The organism is Alkalibacillus salilacus, assembly GCF_030812915.1.
Taxonomy (GTDB): Bacteria; Bacillota; Bacilli; order Bacillales; family Alkalibacillaceae; genus Alkalibacillus; species Alkalibacillus salilacus.
On the sequence record NZ_JAUSTQ010000001.1, the window covers coordinates 169,512 to 189,470 of the forward strand.

The following is a 19,959-nucleotide window of genomic DNA, read 5'->3' on the forward strand; positions in this document are numbered from 1 at the left end:
AATGTCCCGTCTTTTACGGTTAAATGACTACATTTAAAACAGTTGTACAACTGAACAAAAACATTTTAGGGAACACTGTTTCACTTTACCGTATCATTATGAAACATCTAAGTTGATCACATTGCTGTAATTTTCATTCAAACTCATTTCAACATTACTTCCATCAACGCCTTGGCTATTGCCACCACCGAACATTGGGAAGACGTAAAATACTAAGAAACCTAAGATTAATAGTGTAATAATAATTGCGGTTACTGATTTAATCGCGGTTGCTCCTGTGCGACTTGGTTCTTCATGTTTTTCAACATACTCTTTCTTTTCATCAGCCATATTTGATCCTCCTTTAATTAACTTTATGTTCATCAATTACCCGCTTTAGTTTTGTTGTTAAACTATATTTGTCGAAGTTGTGACAAATGTCCTAGTTAAACATATCAAGCTATCTTGCATATCGTATGAGTGATACGTTAAGGAGGGATTGTATGAATCCATATAAGAAGCCAAAGGAAGAGGATTTCCACCATCTTTGCAGACAGCATCAGATGCATTTTGTTCATCTCGAAACACAAGATGGTCAAATGTTCGATGGTATTATTGATGACGTGGATGATCAAAGTGTGACTTTAATAATGCCATGGGGCGACATGGAACAGGATCGGTTTGATGACGGTTATGGAGGTGGTTACGGGCAAGGTTATGGACCGGGCTATGGTGGCCCTGGATATGGTCAAGGCTACGGCGGACCAGGACGTTACCCAAGACGGTTCAGACGATTTAGACGTCATCGCTTTCCGTTCCGCTTTTTGAATCGAATTTTCTTCCCTTTCTTTTACTAATCTTCACAACCACCCATACGTATTCGCCTTCACTTGCATCTTATGTAATAAGGCGATACGAAGGGTGGTTTTCAGTTTGGAAAGGACCATTTATTACCGACCATTAGGCGATTCAATAACACTCGGAACTGGAGCGTTTTTTCATCGCGGTTTTATTCATTCATATAGCAATGCGATTACCAATGTATTTAAACAGCCCGTTCGAACAGAGCTATTTGCACAGCGAGGCATGATGAGTAGCGAATTAAAACAACTGTTAAATGATTCGACTATTCAAAGGCGATTGGCTCCAGCTAATATTATCACGATCACGATTGGTAGTAACGATTTGCTAGAGGCTCACGATCATTTTTTAAATACGTTTAACCCCATTGTCTTTGAACGAGCAGAAGAAACTTTTTATAAAAATTTGATTGAAATCATTTGGACGCTTCACCTCATTAAATATTATCACCCTTCACCTTATTTCATTCGATTAATTGGGTTATACAACCCGTTCCCCCACTTACCTTATAGCGCTTTTTGGATCAATCGATTTAATGCCATCTTACACTCGATGGAATCACCACTCGTTCGCTATGTTGACGTTTTAACGCCCATTTCGATTAGGGGCCGCCGTGTACTGTCTTTTGGCGGGGTACACCCTAACCGCAAAGGCTATCAATTGATTGCTAAAAAAATTAATGAAACAGGGTATGAACCTTTGAGTTATTTGCAACTTTAAATATACTAAAAAAAGACCCGATGAACTCGGGTCTTTTTAATATTTACTGACAATTGTCGTCATCACAGTATTCGGTTTTAGATGGTGTGTGCATCATTTGAAGTTTCGGTTCTTGTTTTTCTTCTTCATAAACTTTTTCAAGTACTTCGACAAACGTTTCAACAGGTTGAGCACCACTTACCGCATATTTTTCATTGAAAACAAAAAACGGAACACCTTGAACCCCAATATCGCCTGCTTCTTGAATATCTCGGTTTACATTCGATTGATAAGCTCCTGATTGCAAGGCATTCAACGCTTCTTCACGGTCTAATCCAACTAATTCAGCGCGATCGGCTAAAACTTCTTCATCATTCATATCTAAACCTTCTGTAAAATACGCCTGCATCAGTGAATCATTTAGGGCATTGCCTTTACCTTCTTGTTTCGCAAACTGAATCAAGCGTTGCGCGTTCAAAGTATTCGTCGGAATAATCTGATCCATATTAAACGTGAGGCCAACCTCTTTGGCTTGTTGAGCCATTTGTTGATTCATTTCACGCCCTTGTTCATACGGAACATCATACTTCGTCGCTAACATTTCATGAATATCTTGGTATTGACCTGGTTTAGCGTTTGGGTCTAACTGGAAACTCTTAAATGCAACTGACACGTCATCTTGATTTTCAAATTGTTCTAGCGCTTGCTCGAATCGGCGCTTCCCTATATAACAGAACGGACAAACCACGTCCGACCAAATATCTACCTTCATAAAACATGCCTCCTCTGACATCCATTCAACTCTTATTATTAAGGATATAGGACTGAAAAATCAACTGATTCGATTTTACATAAAAAGCCACTGACCTTAGTCAGTGGCTACCATATTACCAGCCAATTTCCTCTAAACTAGCTGAAACTGGGATCAATGCATTGTCATACAAATCTATAACTAATTCATGAACACGCTCCTGCTGGTGAATTTCTCCAATTCGTTGGATAATTTCACGATCAGCATTATCTTCACGTGCCGCAATTATATTAATGTATGGCGTTGCCGTATCACCTTCTATAAAGATCGAGTCTTCATTCGGTTGATAATCTGCTTCGCGCGCTACACCATTGTTAATTAACGACACATCAACATCAGGCAGGACCCGAGGCGTCTGTGCAGCAACAATCGGCTCAAATTCAATATTTTTAGGGTTTTCAACAACTTTATCTAGGTCCCCATAGCCATTAAAATCTTCTTCTAGTGTGATGACACCCGCTTCTTCAAGCAATAATAACGCACGTCCCATATTGGTTTCTTCTTTCGGCAAGGCTACCGTGCCACCTTCTGGAATGTCCTCAACTGACTCATGTTTCTCCGAGTAGATTCCCATGGGTGCTATGTAAGTCGTCGCAACAGGCTCTAAGTCTAGGTCATGTTCATCAATAAATTCATCAAAATAAGATACCGTCTGAAAAGCATTAATGTCGATATCACCATTCGCTAGCGCCTGATTCGGCCTAACATAATCGGAGAACTCAACAAGCTCAACTTCGACACCTTCTTCTTCCTCGACAATCTCAGCTATTTCTTCCCATAATGGTACCCCAGAACCGTTTAATCCTACCTTAATTGTTTCATCTTCAGACCCACACCCTGCTAAAATAACCGTAATTAATAATGCACCTAATACTATTTTAATGTTTTTACTCATTTTGAAACTCCCTCTCTATTTTTAAATTTATAAACGTTTCAATCGCTTAGACAAACGATTGCCTATTGCTTGGAACACTTGCACAATCACGACCAGCAATACGACAGTCGCAATCATAATATCTGTTTCAAATCGTTGATAACCGTAGGAAATAGCTAAGTCACCAAGACCGCCACCTCCGACAAAGCCAGCCATCGCTGAAGCACCTACTAAGCCGATTGAAGCGATCGTTAAGTTCAAAACTATCGTACTTAATGACTCTGGTAGAAAAACGCGATAGATAATTTGCCAATTAGTCGCTCCCATTGATTGAGCTGCTTCAATCACCCCTTGATTCACATCGAGCAAGCTACTTTCAACTAATCGAGCGATATAAGGTCCTGAAAATAAGACGAGTGGTACGATTGCCGCTACTGTTCCGATCGTTGTACCAATGATCAGTCGTGTGAATGGCAATATCGCAACGAGTAAAATAATAAATGGAATTGAGCGGAAGGTGTTAACGACCGCATTAATCATTTTGAAAACAAAATTATTTTCCATCAGGCCATCTTCACGTGTTACAACCAAAGCAATCCCAAGCGGCAACCCGATTAATGTTGCGAGCACCAATGATACTAAAACCATGATCAACGTTTCTTGCGTCGCTTCTAAAATCCTTGGCCAAAACTCTAGTAAATTAACTTGCATCAACTAACACCCTTTCTACAGACACGGTTTCTTTTATGTAATTAAGTGATTTTAACACCTCATCATCACCACCTTGTAATTCCACAATTAAGTTCCCAAACGGTGTGTCTTGAATTTCTAAAATTTGTCCGTACAAAATATTCACTTCAACATTAAACTTTTTGGCTACACGTGATAACACGGGCTCACCCGCGCGACTACGTAAGAATGTTACTCGGTAAATATGACGAGAATCGTTATAAGTTTCAATGTCAGCCAATATTGATTTCGGGACATCCGCTTTCATTACACTTTCAACGAATTTTCTTGTTGTCGAATGTTTTGGATTGGTAAATAAGTCAAAAATGGCACCTTGTTCAATAATTTCACCACCTTCCATTACGGCAACACGGTCACATATGTCTTTTATGACATCCATTTCATGAGTGATCATTAAAATGGTCATGTTATACTCATCGCGGATACGTTTCAGCAGCTCTAAGATGGACTGCGTCGTTTCTGGGTCCAATGCAGAAGTCGCTTCATCACAAAGTAAAATATTCGGTGATGTCGCAAGAGCCCTGGCAATTCCAACGCGCTGTTTTTGACCGCCAGAAAGCTGATCTGCGTAGTAATTGGCGCGATCCTTTAAGCCAACAAAATCTAATATTTCTTCAACACGTTCCTTAATCGTCGATTTAGATTCCCCTGCTAATATGAGTGGGAATGCCACATTATGATAAACCGTCTTTGATTCCAGTAAGTTAAAATGCTGAAAGATCATACTTATTTGGCGACGCACACTCCTCAAATCCTTAGCTGATAAATTAGTCATGTCAAAACCGTCGACTAACACTTCACCAGACGTCGGCCTTTCCAACTGATTGGCCAGTCTTACGAGGGTACTTTTACCAGCCCCGCTAAAGCCGATCACACCAAAAATTTCACCACGTTCAACCTGAAGATTAGCATCTTTAACAGCGGTTAAATGTTGCCCTTCATGTTCATAAACTTTTGAGACATTATTAAATTCAATCATGGCCAAAACTCCTCCCATCACAAAAAACCCCTCTCCTCTTATCTAAAAACAGATAAGAAGAGAGGGGTTCGTTTATTATGACATACATTAATAGCCGATCCTTCTCCTCTCATCTATCAAATACATGTCGTATTCGCTGGAATTGGCACAGTATCTGCACGTTTAACAGATCCGCTGCCGAGGCTTCGTAGGGCCAGTCCCTCCACCTCTCTAGATAAGAAGATTAATATGGTTAATTTATTTAATTTTAAATGATAGTCACAATAATACAAATACTCGATTTAATTGTCAATTATCTTTTGAAAATTTTTTCATCTTGTTCTGACTTATTTCAAAAATTAAAAGACATCCTTCACGTAACCTGATTTTGCTGATTCAATTAATGCCACGACCACTTTCAAAGAGTCGAGCGCGTCTTGACCTGTTACAACTAAATCTTCCTCACCACGAACGCTATCGACAAACGAATCAATCACGCCTGTGTTCGTCTGGTTATCATTTGTTTGTATAGCTTCTAATTCATATCGTACACGTTCACCGTCATGAGTAAGTACCTCTAATTGATGCTCATCATCATGATAAATTTTCATAATGCCTTTCTCACAATATAGCGTTGAGCTATTATCTTCCTCACCATAGTATGTCCACGAGAAAGAGGCTGTACCTAAACGTCCACCAGCAGTACGCAAATTACAAACGATATTATCTGGCACTTCAATTGGATTACCATTTTCATCGACTTTATCTAAGGCTCCTTGAAAAGCGCTTACTTGAGTAATTTGATCATCAAGTAAATAATGCATTAAATCCAATTTATGAATACCTAAGTCCGCAACCACACCATAACCTGAACGGTCCTTTTTGAAAAACCAGGTAGAATTACTCTTATTCACGCCCCAACTTTCCGGACCACCATGGCCGAAATTCGTCTTAAACGTCAACACACTACCTAACTCACCACTTGCTATCAATTCTTTTGCCTTTTGATGTGCACGCGTGAATCGTTGATTATGATCAACCATTAGCAGTTTACCCGACTGTTTCTGAGCATCAATAATTTTTTCCGCTTCTTCTACAGATAATGCAATCGGTTTTTCAGTCAGCACATGTTTGCCACTTAATAAAGCTTGTGTCGAAAACACATGATGAGACTCATTTGACGAACAATCACTAATCGCGACGATCGAGTCATCTTCCAATAAATCTTCTATTGAATTAGCCACTTGCCCTTCAAACAATTCAGCTAAAGCTTGTGAGCGCTCTGGATTTCGATCATAAAACACGATGTCGGTTACATATGGATTCTCATAGTACTCCGGAGCATGACGGAATTTCGTGATCGATCCACATCCAATAATACCTACTTTCATAGTCAGTCACTCCTTCTCTATTCACGTTTTTGGAACACAACAGCAATAATAATAATTAAACCTTTCACAAATCCTTGTAAGTGAGGTGATACATTCATTAAGTTCATCATGTTATTAAGAATGCCTAAGATTAACACACCAAAGAATGTACCCATGACTTTACCGCGACCACCTGTCATGCGCGTACCACCAATAATAACTGCGGCAATAGCATCGAGTTCATACAATTGACCTGAACTAGAAGATGAAATCGAGTTTAACCGCGACGTTTCAATAATCGCAGCCACACTTACCATTAAGCCACCTAAACTATAGATTGCCAGTTTCATTTTCTCAACATTGATCGCCGATAAGCGTGCTGACTTTTCGTTACTACCAATCGCATACACATAACGACCAAAGCGTGTTTTATGCATTAAGATAAAAACTAAAGCCGTCATCACGATGAAAATAATGATTGGAACATCAATGATCCCTAAATCACTATTTGAGATATTAGCGAACGCCAGAACTTCCCCTGACATACTACCCCCGTCAGCCAAATAAAGTGCAATGGAACGCGCCCCAGCCATCATGCCGAGCGTGGCAATGAACGAAGCAATGCGTCCTTTTGCAATCATAAGCCCATTTAATAGGCCGATCATGGGGCCAGCAAGTAGGGCAGCTAATAATGCCATCGTGATACTCCCCGTCGCATTCAAAGCCATAATCGTTAAGACACCGACTAAAGCCAATACAGAACCAACGGATAAATCAAGACCTCCAGACAGCATGATAACCGTCATACCCAAAGCAATGATTCCGATAATTGAAACCTGCATCACAATGTTTAATAGATTACCAAGTTCCAAAAACCTCGGACTCATAAATGAAGCAACAACGAACATGATTAAAAAGGCGATTATGACACTATAATCCGTCCACACCCACTTCATGAAACGCTTAAAACGATTAGGTTGCGAATCTTCCAAATGTTGATCAGTTATTTTTGGTTCACCCAACTGAAACAGCCTCCTTCTTAGAGCCCGTAGCATAACTCAATATATTGTCCTCAGTTGCTTCTGACCCATCGAATGAACCGACGATCTCACCTTGATACATGACATACACGTGATGACATACTTTCATGATTTCCGGCGCTTCAGATGACAATATAATGACCGCTTTCCCTTGCTCAGCTAATTGAATAATATGTTGATAGATTTCTTGTTTGGCACCAACATCAATTCCTTGTGTTGGATTATCGAAAATAATAATATCAGTATTCAGCTCAAGCCACCTAGCAATCATCACCTTTTGTTGATTACCACCGCTTAGCTTATCGATATTTTCCTTAGGATTGTTCACCTTGATATTGAGTTGATTTTTATAATTCATGAATGTTTCGTGCTCGAGCTTATTGCTAATAAATCCATTCTTCTCAAAATGACCTAAAGAGGAAATGCTCATATTTTGCACAACATCCATGTCTTGAATAATCGCATTTTCTTTTCGGTCTTTCGGAACATAACCAAGTCCAGCACGAAGCGCTTTTTTAGGATGATTTAAGTGCACAGGTTTTCCGTTAATTTGAACATCACCTTGAAAATTCTGGCGATAACCAAATAAACTTTCAAACAACTCTGTACGTCCATCCCCAGCTAGTCCCGTGAAACCGACAATTTCGCCACGCTTAATCCGAAAACTAACATCATGATAAGAACCTTCCAAAGTTAAGTGATCGACCGATAAAACAACTTCATCTGTGTGAGCATGACTGACTAGGCGATCTTCTGACACTGATTTACCTACCATATAGGTCGTGATTTGATCTAATGACTGTCCTTCTAACGGACCTGTATGAACAACGTAACCATCACGAAGGACAGTCATGCGATCACAAATTGATTTAACTTCCTTCAATTTGTGAGAGATATAGATGATCGATATTCCATCCTGTTTCAATTGACGCATTAGTTCAAACAACTGCTCCACTTCACTATCTGACAAAGCCGTCGTAGGCTCATCCATAATGATAATAGTTGATTTATGTAGTAAGGCGCGTGAGATCTCGATCAATTGTTTATACGATGTTCCTAAGTTTCGTACATATTCTTGTGGGTCAATATGGACACCTAGCTTTGTTAGAATTTCTTCAGTCTGTAGGCACATTTCTTTTACATCTAGAAATCCATAGGGTTTTCGCAATTCCTGGCCTAAGAACATATTTTCATAGACTTTTAAATCCGAGACGAGATTCAGTTCTTGATGAATAAAGCTAATACCATGTTGTTGCGATACTTTCGGTGTCGTCATTTGAACAGATTGACCATTCACGTTAATCGTGCCCTTATCGGGGTGATGAATCCCACCTAAAATATTCATTAACGTTGACTTACCAGCACCATTTTCTCCAAGTAGAGCATGGATTTCACCTTGATTGACCTCTAAACTAACATCATGTAACACAGGCACTTGATTGAACGATTTATCAATATTTTGCATTTCCAATAATGCCATCTTAGTCACCTCTTTTTAGAAAAAAGAAGAGATACAATGGCTTCATAAGCCATTGCATCCTTCTTTACTAACCTAAAATTTCGAATCAGGATCGTAGAATTCATCTACATTTTCTTCAGTGATCTCCGTTGCTTCTTTAATCACCGTATCTTCTTCTGGCTCCTCACCTTGCGCTAGCTGTGATGCGATCTCAACCCCATCTTCAACCATCGTTGGTGAATACAAGAATGTCGCTGAAATTAAGCCACCATCTTGAATACTTTCGAAAACTTCTTTAGCACCACCAGCACCTGTTACGAACTGAATATCATCACGCTCAGCTTCTTTAATAGCCTGCACAACACCTAATGCCATACCATCATCTTGTGTGAAGACAGCATCAATTTGTTCTTCTGATTGCAAAATATTTTGCATAACTGATAAGGATGTTTCAGTGGAGAATTCACCACTTTGCGAAGCAACTACTTCAATGCCATCTGCTGCTTGCATTGCTTCATCAAAACCAGCACCACGTTGTTCTGTTACAGAACTTGGTGGTCCTGTGATTTCAACAACCTTACTACCTTCATCAAGTTGATTCGTGAAGTATTCACCAGCGTTTTCGCCGATACCTTCATTGTCACCTTTAACAACAACATCAGCTGCGTCGTTCTCTAATTCGCGGTCTACAATCACTAACGGAATACCTTCATCTTTTACTTTTTGACCAACTGGAGACAACGCTGCCGATTCGATTGGTAACATCACAATAGCGTCAACATCTTGTGAAATTAAGTCATCCACATCGTTCGCTTGTTGGTTTGGATCCTCAGCATTCGTCATTACATATTCAACGTTCTGGTTTTCTTGAATTTCTTGAGCTTTTGTTTCGGCATTATCAATTAATGCGCCCATCCAACCATGCGTTGCAGAAGGAAGTGAAATGCCGATTGTATACGTATCTTCATCGCCACCTGAATCAGATCCAGATCCTTCTCCTTCAGATTCACTACCACAAGCAGCTAAAACACCAATTACAACCAACACCATCAAAAACGACAACAGTTTCTTCAAAGCTTAATCCCCCTTAGAGTGGTTTAAAATTTAAAGTCTCAAATGTAATCGATTTCATTTACACTTAAGAGCAATGCTCTGCTATTAAGTCTATGCTATTAATAACAGAGCATTAACCTCAAGTTTTCATCAAGTTGATTCTCGGATTAATAATTCGTGATTTAAGATGGTATTAGTAACCTCTCCGCCATTAACTTTTTCAATTAACATATTAGCCGCAACTGTCCCCAATTGATACATGGGCTGCGCAATCGTGGTTAGCGTCGGATATGTCATGTTTGAGAATTCAATATTGTCAAAACCGATAATAGCCATTTCTTCTGGAACCTTAACCCCGGTACGATTCATTTCCTTCAACGCACCAACTGCAAGCAAATCTGATACAGAAAAGATAGCTGTTGGTCGATCTTTTAAATTCATAATCCGTTTCGTCGCTTCAATCCCGCTGTCGAAATTTAATTGATCCGTCATGATTATAAATTCATCATTAATCGGCAGGCCATATTCTTGAAGTGCTCGCATATAACCTTCTTTACGTTCTCTAGCATAAAGATATTTTTCATTTGAATTAAACAACGCAATTTCTTGATGACCTAATTTAATTAAATGTTTGACCGCTCGATAAGCCGCTTCCTCGTTATCAATCGTGACATACGGTATATCACTTTCCTCCGAATATTCACTGCACTGTATAATGGCATATTGTTTTGAGAGTTCTTTCAACGTCTCAATATTAACCGCTGGGTCCATTGATATAATGCCATCTGCCATCTTTTTACGTACTAAATCAAAATAAATTTCTTCACGTTCTGGATTAGAATCCGTTTCGCATAATAAAATATTATAATTTTGATCTAATGCTGATTGTTCGATCCCTTTAATAATATCAATGTAGAAAGGGTTCGAAATCGATGGGACTAATACGAGCAATAATCGACTTTCGGAATTCCGTAAATTCCTCCCTAACATACTCGGCTCGTAATTCAATTTTTTGATGGCATCTTCGACTTTCGCTTTAGTTCTCGGAGTGACCACATTAGGACTATTGAGCACTCTTGATACCGTCGCGACAGACACGCCAGCTTTTTTTGCTACTTCATTGATGTTTGCCATATTTTCAACTACTCCATAAGTGTAATCGTTTTCAATTAATATGCTATATTAACCGTAATTTTCTGTCAACTATTTTTCAAAATTCTTTTAAAACTATTGATTATTCATCATTTTTTCTTTATGTTGATAATGTAAAGGATTACATGTTTGTATTTTCTGAAAATAATTTTAGGAGGTTTTTTATATGAAATTAGGTGTATTTACCGTCTTATTGTCACATTTAGAGCTAGATGACATGTTAGAGTATGTATCTAATCGAGGATTAGAAGCAGTCGAATTAGGAACTGGAGGATTCCCAGGTAACGCCCATTGCCCTATTGATGAGCTACTAGAGGACGACCAAGCCTTACAATCTTTTAAAGCTAAAATCGATCAGTACAATCTAAGCATTAGCGCTTTGAGTTGCCACGGAAATCCCTTGCATCCACAAAAACAAATATCAGAACCAAATGATGAGCTATTAACAAAAACAATTAAATTAGCTGCTAAACTTGAAGTGCCTGTCGTCAATACATTCTCAGGGTGCCCAGGTGACCATGAAGGCGCCTTATACCCAAATTGGCCTGTTTCCCCTTGGCCACACGACTTTCAAGAAGTTTTAAAATGGCAATGGGAAGAGAAGTTAATCCCTTATTGGAAAGAGAAAAATGATTTAGCTGAATCTTACGGCGTAAAAATTGGACTTGAATTACATGGTGGATTCTCAGTACATACGCCTCACAATATGCTAAAGTTACGTGAAGCATGTGGTCCAGCCATTGGCGCAAACTTAGATCCTTCTCACATGTGGTGGCAAGGTATTGATCCCGTTGAATCGATTAAAATTTTAGGACGCGAAAATGCGATCCATCATTTTCATGCGAAAGATACGATCATTGACCAAGGTAATATGAACCGTAATGGCTTAACCGACATGACTGATTATTCGCAAATGAAGGATCGTGCCTGGTATTTCCGCACAGTTGGCTTCGGTCACGACGCTAAAACATGGGCAGACATGATCAGCATGCTTCGTCTGATGGATTACGATTACGTTGTGAGCATCGAACACGAAGACGGCTTGATGTCGATTGATGAAGGTTTTGCAAAAGCTGTTGATACTCTACAGCCTCTAATGGTTAAAGAATCCGTCGGGGAAATGTGGTGGGCTTAGCCTTAGCCATTTAGATTGTTAGACAATGTCTAGACATTGTCTAACAATCTGAACCAAATATCTAACACTTTCGGAGATTGTTAAACACTTGAATCGAATTGTTAAACAATATCGGAAGATTGTTTAACAATCTCTCAAAAGGCAAAGAAAAACGCCGATGACTGGCATGATCTCAGTCATCGGCGTTTTTTCATGTTTTAAGCATTTGGTATTCTTCTTCCGTAAATGCGCGTGACCTCGTAAGAAACCGTTTCCCATGGCGGCCTTCAAGCGAAAACATACCGCCACGTCCATCGACGACATCGATAATAAGCTGTGTATGCTTCCAATAATCATATTGGCTTTTATGCATATAAAATGGCGCACCACCTATTTCGCCTAAATAGACATCTTGATCCCCAATCATGAGATCACCATCAGGGTAGCACATCGGTGAACTGCCATCACAACATCCGCCTGACTGATGAAACATCACATCTCCGTGCTCCGCTTTAATACTTTCAATCAAATCAAGGGCAGCATCTGTCGCTGTAACTCTTTCGACCATGATCATACCCCCTTTCTTCTCAATTTTAGAAGAATCCTAATTTCTGTGGTGTATAACTGACGAGTAAGTTCTTAGTCTGTTGATAATACTCTAACATCATCTTATGATTTTCACGACCAATACCTGACATCTTATAACCACCAAACGCTGCGTGCGCTGGATAATCATGATAACAGTTCGTCCATACACGACCTGCTTGAATACCGCGTCCAAAGCGATATGCCGTATTAATATTACGCGTCCACACACCTGCGCCTAAGCCGTACAACGTATCATTGGCAATTTCGAGTGCTTCTTCATCTGTCTTAAACGTTGTCACCGCTAAAACAGGACCAAAGATTTCTTCTTGGAAAATGCGCATGCTATTATCGCCCTTAAAGACAGTTGGTTCCACATAGAAACCATCCGCAAAATCGCCGTCTTTCTTGTTCTGCTCGCCTCCAACTAAGCATTCCGCACCTTCTTGTTTACCAATGTCTAAGTACGATAGGATCTTTTCCATCTGCTCACTCGAAGCCTGAGCACCCATCGCTGTATTCGGATCAAGTGGATTACCTGTTGCAATCTCTTTCACCCGCTTCAGCGCTCGTTCCATGAACTCATCATAAATATCTTCATGAATCAGCGCACGTGATGGACATGTACAGACTTCCCCTTGGTTTAAGGCGAACATCACTAACCCTTCAATGGCTTTATCTAAAAAGTCGTCGTTTTCATCCATCACATCTTTAAAGAAGATATTCGGTGATTTACCACCGAGCTCTAATGTGACAGGAATAATGTTCTGCGACGCATACTGCATAATCATTCGACCTGTCGTCGTTTCCCCTGTGAACGCGACTTTACCGACACGATCACTCGATGCTAAAGGTTTACCTGTATCTAATCCAAATCCATTCACAATATTTAACACACCAGCAGGTAATAGATCTTGAATCAACTCTGCTAACACTAGAATTGTAGTAGGCGTTTGTTCCGCTGGTTTCAAAACAACACAGTTGCCTGTTGCTAAGGCTGGCGCTAGCTTCCAAGTCGCCATTAAAATCGGGAAGTTCCACGGGATAATCTGTCCAACGACACCAATCGGCTCATGAAAATGGTAAGCTACGGTATCATGGTTGATCTCACCAATCGATCCTTCTTGAGCTCGAATCGCTCCAGCAAAATAACGGAAGTGATCAACTGCAAGAGGTAGATCAGCGTTGAGAGTCTCTCTAACCGCTTTTCCGTTATCCCAAGTTTCAGCCACCGCTAACATTTCTAAATTCTCTTCAATACGATCAGCAATTTTGTTGAGGATATTCGCTCGCTCAGCTACAGACGTGTTGCCCCACGATTCTTTTGCAGCATGAGCTGCATCTAATGCTAATTCAACATCTTCTTTTGTTGAGGCAGGTATTTCACAAAACGTCTTACCTGTAACCGGCGTCACATTCTCAAAGTATTGACCGTTAACTGGTTCTTTCCATTCCCCGCCAATAAAATTTCCATAGCGCGATTTGAAATTAATCACTGCACCATCCGTATTCGGAAATGCATACGTCATAACCTATTCCTCCCTTTAGCGATTAAAATAGCTCGATGGTTGTCCACTTTAAAATGTATGCGCTTTCATTGAGTTATATGACGACAGACTTCACCGCTCAAGCTTAACTTTTATTTTATCAGAAAAATTGCAATATTCAAAACAAAACGCTTTTAAAAAACCACAGCTATTAACTGTGGCTCTTAAAAAATCATCCTGTTTTGGGTTGCTTAACAAACGCGAGATAACTCACAACAAGGAAAATTTGACTTGTTAAAATGATAATCGCTAACGGTAAGATGACATCCGTTCCAAATAACCCGACAAGAGGCGCAGCTGCTCCTCCGAAAACGAACTGAAATAACCCTAATAAGGCTGAGGCACTTCCAGCATTTTTATCCTGCGTCTGCATGGCTAATGATAGACTGGTAGGATTAATTAGACCCGTACTCGAGGTCAGACAGAAGAATCCAATCGCAACCATGACTAAACCACCGTCAATTAAGGATGCCGTGACTAATGTTGACCCACCTGTGATCGCAATAACAAATCCTGTTACTAGTAATTTCTCTTCAGAGAACACACCAGAATACCGACCAACCACTTGGCTCATCGTGATAAACCCGACCGCATTCATGCCAAATAGCATCGCGTAAACTTGTGGAGACAAGTTGAAGATATCTTGCAAAATAAAAGATGAACCAGATATATATGAAAACATCGCAGCTGATGCAAAGCCTTGAATCAGCGCAAACCCCATGTAACGTCGATGCTTAATCAGTGCAGTAAACATTTGTACGGTTGATTTTAAACCACCACTTGAACGTTCTTCCTGTGGCAATGATTCGCGTAAACGAAAAACGGCTATAAACGTTAAAATAATCCCAACTATAGATAGAATAGTAAACAATCCGCGCCAACCTGTGAAAAGCAGGATTTGCCCGCCTAGCATTGGTGCTAATATAGGAGCTAGCCCCATTACTAAAACAAGTAATGAGAACATTTTCGTTAGTTGATTGCCAGAATACCAGTCACGAATAATCGAACGTGAAATAACGATTCCGCCGGCACCTGAAAAGCCTTGAATAAAGCGAGCGACGACAAGCACCCAAACATTAGGCGCGATAGCACAGACAATCGATGCGATCACATAGATAGAAATCGAAATAATTAATGGTTTCTTTCGTCCAAATATATCACTCAACGCCCCGACAGTTAACTGTCCGAACGCAATTCCGAAAAGTGATGTTGTTAAACTTAACTGAATTAAGGAAGCTGACGTTCCTAAGTCACCAGACATTTCCGGAAAAGCGGGTAGATATAAGTCAATTGTCAATGGTACAAGCGCTGTAAACGCACCCAGCATAAGTAGCAATCTTAAATTAGTTTTCTGTTCTGACATATTGAACACCTCTTCCTATTGTCACAAAGCCTATCGTATTATAAATCTAGTAAAGTTTAAAGAAATGTGTTTACATCATCTGACTCCTCCGTTATACTGTTTATAAACATATACACAGTATAACAGTGAAAGTGAGGTCAATATCATGTGGAAAGAAGCAACGCGCCTGGCTCTATTCGAATGGAAGATCGAATGGTTTAAGCGACTATTTTTGCAATGCTTGCTTACTTACGGATTGTTAATGTTTTCATTCGGCATGATGGAAGGCGTGTTAGATGGTGGTGGAATAGGGTTAGATTATTTCTATCTTGCTATGTTCGGCCTCATTTACGGATGGCTAGTACCGCGCTCATTTCAATACCAGAAAATAAGCGCCGAAACTTATGCATCACCCATATTTTTTATGCTTCATAAACTACCCATTGCCAACCATGTACTCGTGCGCAGTCGATTCATTATATTTTATCTTAATGCGATTCCAGTCTTAACTCTATTATTTATTGGGTTCACCTTTATTCCAGAATTACAACAAGTCCTTTCAACAAATGGATTCGTGGCCTTCGCAGCAATCTGGATGAGTTTTGGTCTAAGTGTCGGTGCCTTATTTCCAGCTAGTGATCTCGGCGACCGTGGCATTACAAATATGAAGCTCGTAGCTATTACAATCGGCTTGATTATAGCTATTACTTTAGCCATATTGCCATCTTATATATTCTACGATGACGGAATCATGAACTTATCAATCGAGATAGCGAATCGTTGGCCATTCATTTCAATTGCGATCGCTGTTTTTACGGCGATTATCGCCAATAAATTATGGATTAATTACGCCATGAGCAAGATGAAACAAGTCGACTTTGACATTTAACGAAGGGAGTTGTTGATGTGCAGCTACCGATCAAATTATCCGAACAATCACGAGAACCAATCTATCATCAAATCGAACATCAGATTAAAGCACTGATCGCTAGTGGACAATTAGAAGCTGGTACATCGCTCCCGTCCATCCGTGCTTTATCAAAGGATTTAGAAGTCAGCGTCATCACAACACGCCGAGCTTATCAAAACTTAGAAAACGAAGGCTTTATCAAGACATCACAAGGTAAAGGAACATTCGTCGCTAATATTCAAGCTTCTTTTAAAAAAGAAATCAAACACGATACGGTTACCAAAGCTTTTGAACAGGCGATTGATACAGCCTATCAGCATAACTATACGAAAGCTGAAATTCAGGATATTATCCAAACCATTTTAAGTAAGGAGGGAGATAGATGAACGCCTCGATTGAAGCACATCAATTGGAGAAAGTACGCGATGACTTTACGTTAGGACCATTAGATGTTGCGATTGAACCTGGCCTGGTTACTGCTCTCGTCGGACATAACGGCTCTGGTAAAAGTACCTTGCTGAAATCCATCATGAGTCTTGTCAAACCGACTTCAGGTGATATCCAAGTCCTTGATACAAACATCACACAATCTGAGAATTGGAAAAAAGAGATTGCTTACTTACCTCAAGACAAACTTGGCTTTGGACCATTCAACGGGCATCAATTACGTGAATTAATCGCTAATCTTTACCCGAACTGGGAAGACGAATTATTTCATCGTCTTGTTCATGATTGGAACATCCCATTGTCTAAGAAGTTTCATTCCATGTCACCTGGTATGCAACAAAAATTAGCTTTAGCACTTACCATTTCACGCGGCACACCGATCATGATTTTAGATGAACCCAGCGCTCATATCGACCTTACCTCACGCCATATACTATTTGATGTGCTTAGTGAATGGATGGAAGACGGAGAGCGCACGTTAATCATTGCCACACATCACATTGAAGACATTCGTAAATTAGCCGATATAATCGCTGTGATGAAAACTGGTCAATTAATTGCACACGAAGATAAAGACAGCTTAGCTCAAACCTACACACAATACTGGCTAACTGGGGAGCTACCTAATGAGACACTACCTGGTGAAGTGAAACGACATGAACAATCGATTATTACAGATCAGCCAGCATCATTAGAACAATATTTAAATCAACATGATCGATCATGGTTTAAAAAAGAATCACTTAGTTTGGAAGACACCTTAGCTTTCATGCTAACCATATAAAAAGGGGGAGAACCTTATGGAATCAGTTTTAACTGTACAAAACTTGCAAAAATCATTTAAAGACACCCAAGTCCTACACGACATTTCTTTTTCTGTTCAAAAAGGTGAAATTATGGCAATTTTAGGGCCTAACGGAGCCGGAAAATCGACCACCATCCGAAACATCATGGGAATTATGTATCCAGATGAAGGAGAGGTTATTTTTCATAATCATGAAGGTACCACAATCCCACGCCATAAAGTCGGGTACTTACCTGAAGAACGCGGATTATATAAAGGTGTCAAAGTCATGGATATCTTACTTTATTTCGCAGAATTAAAAGATTATCCACTTGACAGCGCGAAAGAACGTGCGCTGACTTATTTGAAGAAATTTGACCTTGAAGGCAAGGAAAATGTTTCCGTTGATGAATTATCGAAAGGGATGGGCCAAAAAGTCCAATTTATTGGCTCGATTATTCACGAACCAGAACTACTGATCTTAGATGAACCATTTTCTGGTCTAGACCCATTAAGCCAAGATGTGTTCAAACGTGAGATCCGTGAGCTTGCTGAAAATGGCACCGCTATACTACTCAGCTCACACCAAATGAATCTTGTTGAGGAAATGTGTGACCGCTTATTTTTAATTAATAAAGGGCGACGCGTTATTTACGGTTATATGAAAGATGTGAAAGCAGAGTATGCGAACTTCAAATGTATGATCTATGGAGAGAATGACGTTCAAACTCTCGAAGCCATTCCTGAGGTAACCCGAGTGGAACAAGATGGTGATACATCTGTTTTATATTTAGAACCAAGCGCCACATTACCTGATTGGCTAAACAATATTCCGAAAGATTTAGATGTTCAAGAAATCTCTGTCGACCGCATTTCACTACACGAAATATTCGTTGATGTTGCTTTAGGTCGTTCAATTGCGGAAAAGGAAGGTGTTTTAGATGCGTAATAGCTTAAAAGTCGGTAAATGGGAAATGAAACGTAATCTCAAAAGTAAATCATTCTTAATTTCGTTATTTCTAACGCCTTTGATCTTTATCTTCTTTGCCACCGTTCCTAACCTTTTGATGGATGATGGAAGTGGTGATGAAAACGGAACAACTGTTTATGTGAATGATTCAATCGGTGCTTATTCCATGCTTGAATCAATTACTCAAGAACAGTCATTTCTATCGTGGAACCTTGAAGAAACTGATCAAAGCATAGATGAAGCTCAATCAGCTATTAGTAGTGAAGATGCTTTCATTCAGTTAAACGAAGAAACACTGGAAAATGGTGTGGTCTCTTATGTGACAGGTGATGATGTCAGTAATCAATTCACGACTCAACTCCAAACACTAGAACAACCCATTAAACAGATGCAAATCCAACAGGCAGATTTAAACGAAGAACAAATGGCATTAGTGTCTAGCCCGATTCAATTCCAAGCTCAAGAAGCAAGCGCAGAATCAGAACAAGGTAACATGAGTTCAGGTCCGTTTGCTGAAGACCCATTTGAAAATGGTATCCCTGCCTTATTCGGAGGTATTGTCTTATTCTCAATTGTCATCACGGGCATGATGATTTTCCAAAGTGCTTCACAAGAGAAGAAAGAAAAAGTCGCCGAAATCGTTCTATCTTCTGTAACACCTAATGAACTCATGCAAGGTAAAATCATCGGATATTTCGCACTTGGCCTCATTCAAGTGACGGCATGGATGGTGTTTATTATTCCATTAGCATTATATTTAGTGGATGACATTCCAATTATGGAATATCTCCTAACACCTCAGCTATTGCTATTTGTCTTGATCGCGATTCTAGGTTATCTATTATTCGCATCATTATTTGTTGGCTTAGGTGCAACATTAGAAGATGCTAGTTCAGGTAGCAACTTCCAAGGTATGGTGATGATGCTTCCATTCTTGCCAGTTGTATTAATCGGCCCTATTCTTGCCGATCCAAATGGCTTAGCAGCGCAAATCGGAACATTTATACCATTCACATCCCCAGCTGTCTTATTGATACGTTTAGCTTTAATCGACCAATGGCCATGGGTTGAAATCTTGATTGGTCTAGCGATCTTAATCGTCAGCATCTGGTTATTTATGAAACTCGCTGGTAAGATCTTTAAAGTCGGTATTTTAATTTACGGAAAAAATGCAACACCACAAGAAATTTGGAAGTGGTTAAGAGCTTAATGAAAAACGGACGTCTAATTTGGCGTCCGTTTTTTTATGTTTTC

General features: G+C 39.7%; 21 protein-coding genes and 1 riboswitch. Of the genes, 8 read left to right on the forward strand and 13 right to left on the reverse strand.

Going from position 1 to position 19,959, the window contains the following annotated elements; all coding sequences use genetic code 11:
• Positions 1-96: 96 nt before the first annotated feature.
• A complete protein-coding gene (locus tag J2S77_RS00845) occupies positions 97-330 on the reverse strand; it encodes a hypothetical protein (RefSeq protein ID WP_306973762.1) in 234 nt (77 codons plus the stop codon).
• Positions 331-482: 152 nt separating this feature from the next.
• On the opposite strand from J2S77_RS00845, the gene J2S77_RS00850 reads away from it, so the two are divergent.
• Together J2S77_RS00850 and J2S77_RS00855 are read left to right on the forward strand one after the other, a co-directional pair.
• A complete protein-coding gene (locus J2S77_RS00850) occupies positions 483-836 on the forward strand; it encodes a hypothetical protein (protein WP_306973763.1) in 354 nt (117 codons plus the stop codon).
• Positions 837-912: 76 nt separating this feature from the next.
• Positions 913-1,560, forward strand: a complete 648-nt coding sequence (locus tag J2S77_RS00855) for a GDSL-type esterase/lipase family protein (RefSeq protein ID WP_306973766.1) — start codon at positions 913-915, stop codon at positions 1,558-1,560.
• Between the two features lie 43 nt (positions 1,561-1,603).
• On the opposite strand, the gene J2S77_RS00860 is transcribed toward J2S77_RS00855, so the two are convergent.
• The 9 genes from J2S77_RS00860 to J2S77_RS00900 form a co-directional block, all read right to left on the reverse strand.
• Positions 1,604-2,311, reverse strand: coding sequence for a DsbA family oxidoreductase (locus tag J2S77_RS00860; RefSeq protein WP_306973768.1), 708 nt, complete (start codon positions 2,309-2,311; stop codon positions 1,604-1,606).
• A gap of 115 nt (positions 2,312-2,426) precedes the next feature.
• A complete protein-coding gene (locus J2S77_RS00865) occupies positions 2,427-3,245 on the reverse strand; it encodes a MetQ/NlpA family ABC transporter substrate-binding protein (RefSeq protein ID WP_306973770.1) in 819 nt (272 codons plus the stop codon).
• Positions 3,246-3,272: 27 nt separating this feature from the next.
• On the reverse strand, positions 3,273-3,935 hold the full coding sequence (locus tag J2S77_RS00870; RefSeq protein WP_306973773.1) for a methionine ABC transporter permease: 663 nt from the start codon (positions 3,933-3,935) through the stop codon (positions 3,273-3,275).
• Positions 3,925-4,953, reverse strand: coding sequence for a methionine ABC transporter ATP-binding protein (locus J2S77_RS00875; protein ID WP_306973775.1), 1,029 nt, complete (start codon positions 4,951-4,953; stop codon positions 3,925-3,927). Before J2S77_RS00875 ends, J2S77_RS00870 begins: the two co-directional genes overlap by 11 nt.
• Positions 4,954-5,059: 106 nt before the next feature.
• Positions 5,060-5,174: riboswitch (SAM riboswitch) on the reverse strand.
• Positions 5,175-5,291: 117 nt separating this feature from the next.
• The gene (locus tag J2S77_RS00880; protein WP_306974197.1) at positions 5,292-6,329 is read right to left on the reverse strand and encodes a Gfo/Idh/MocA family protein; all 1,038 of its coding nucleotides are present in this window, start codon (positions 6,327-6,329) and stop codon (positions 5,292-5,294) included.
• A gap of 11 nt (positions 6,330-6,340) precedes the next feature.
• Entirely contained in the window at positions 6,341-7,324 is a 984-nt protein-coding gene (locus J2S77_RS00885) for an ABC transporter permease (protein ID WP_306973776.1), read from the reverse strand.
• Positions 7,317-8,822 (reverse strand): sugar ABC transporter ATP-binding protein, encoded by a 1,506-nt coding sequence (locus J2S77_RS00890; protein WP_306973778.1) that lies wholly within the window; start codon positions 8,820-8,822, stop codon positions 7,317-7,319. The genes J2S77_RS00885 and J2S77_RS00890 overlap by 8 nt, the downstream gene beginning before the upstream one ends.
• A 72-nt stretch (positions 8,823-8,894) precedes the next feature.
• A complete protein-coding gene (locus J2S77_RS00895) occupies positions 8,895-9,875 on the reverse strand; it encodes a substrate-binding domain-containing protein (RefSeq protein ID WP_306973780.1) in 981 nt (326 codons plus the stop codon).
• A 129-nt stretch (positions 9,876-10,004) separates the two neighbouring features.
• Positions 10,005-10,988 (reverse strand): LacI family DNA-binding transcriptional regulator, encoded by a 984-nt coding sequence (locus J2S77_RS00900; RefSeq protein ID WP_306973782.1) that lies wholly within the window; start codon positions 10,986-10,988, stop codon positions 10,005-10,007.
• Positions 10,989-11,172: 184 nt separating this feature from the next.
• On the opposite strand from J2S77_RS00900, the gene J2S77_RS00905 reads away from it, so the two are divergent.
• The gene (locus J2S77_RS00905; RefSeq protein WP_306973784.1) at positions 11,173-12,141 is read left to right on the forward strand and encodes a sugar phosphate isomerase/epimerase family protein; all 969 of its coding nucleotides are present in this window, start codon (positions 11,173-11,175) and stop codon (positions 12,139-12,141) included.
• Between the two features lie 190 nt (positions 12,142-12,331).
• Here the strand turns inward: J2S77_RS00905 and J2S77_RS00910 are convergent, their stop codons facing one another.
• From J2S77_RS00910 to J2S77_RS00920, 3 genes are all read right to left on the reverse strand, one after another.
• Positions 12,332-12,688, reverse strand: coding sequence for a DUF779 domain-containing protein (locus tag J2S77_RS00910; protein WP_306973786.1), 357 nt, complete (start codon positions 12,686-12,688; stop codon positions 12,332-12,334).
• Positions 12,689-12,713: 25 nt separating this feature from the next.
• A complete protein-coding gene (exaC, locus tag J2S77_RS00915) occupies positions 12,714-14,234 on the reverse strand; it encodes an acetaldehyde dehydrogenase ExaC (protein ID WP_306973788.1) in 1,521 nt (506 codons plus the stop codon).
• 190 nt (positions 14,235-14,424) lie between these two features.
• Entirely contained in the window at positions 14,425-15,615 is a 1,191-nt protein-coding gene (locus J2S77_RS00920; protein WP_306973790.1) for a multidrug effflux MFS transporter, read from the reverse strand.
• Positions 15,616-15,760: 145 nt separating this feature from the next.
• On the opposite strand from J2S77_RS00920, the gene J2S77_RS00925 reads away from it, so the two are divergent.
• The 5 genes from J2S77_RS00925 to J2S77_RS00945 are packed head-to-tail and all read left to right on the forward strand — an operon-like array spanning position 15,761 to position 19,915.
• The gene (locus J2S77_RS00925) at positions 15,761-16,483 is read left to right on the forward strand and encodes a hypothetical protein (RefSeq protein WP_306973794.1); all 723 of its coding nucleotides are present in this window, start codon (positions 15,761-15,763) and stop codon (positions 16,481-16,483) included.
• 17 nt (positions 16,484-16,500) lie between these two features.
• A complete protein-coding gene (locus J2S77_RS00930) occupies positions 16,501-16,890 on the forward strand; it encodes a GntR family transcriptional regulator (RefSeq protein ID WP_306973796.1) in 390 nt (129 codons plus the stop codon).
• Positions 16,887-17,735, forward strand: a complete 849-nt coding sequence (locus J2S77_RS00935; RefSeq protein ID WP_306973798.1) for an ATP-binding cassette domain-containing protein — start codon at positions 16,887-16,889, stop codon at positions 17,733-17,735. The genes J2S77_RS00930 and J2S77_RS00935 overlap by 4 nt, the downstream gene beginning before the upstream one ends.
• A gap of 16 nt (positions 17,736-17,751) precedes the next feature.
• A complete protein-coding gene (locus J2S77_RS00940; protein ID WP_306973801.1) occupies positions 17,752-18,684 on the forward strand; it encodes an ABC transporter ATP-binding protein in 933 nt (310 codons plus the stop codon).
• Positions 18,677-19,915: an ABC transporter permease gene (locus tag J2S77_RS00945; RefSeq protein WP_306973802.1), complete on the forward strand. Its 1,239-nt coding sequence runs from the start codon at positions 18,677-18,679 to the stop codon at positions 19,913-19,915. The genes J2S77_RS00940 and J2S77_RS00945 overlap by 8 nt, the downstream gene beginning before the upstream one ends.
• Positions 19,916-19,959: the final 44 nt, after the last annotated feature.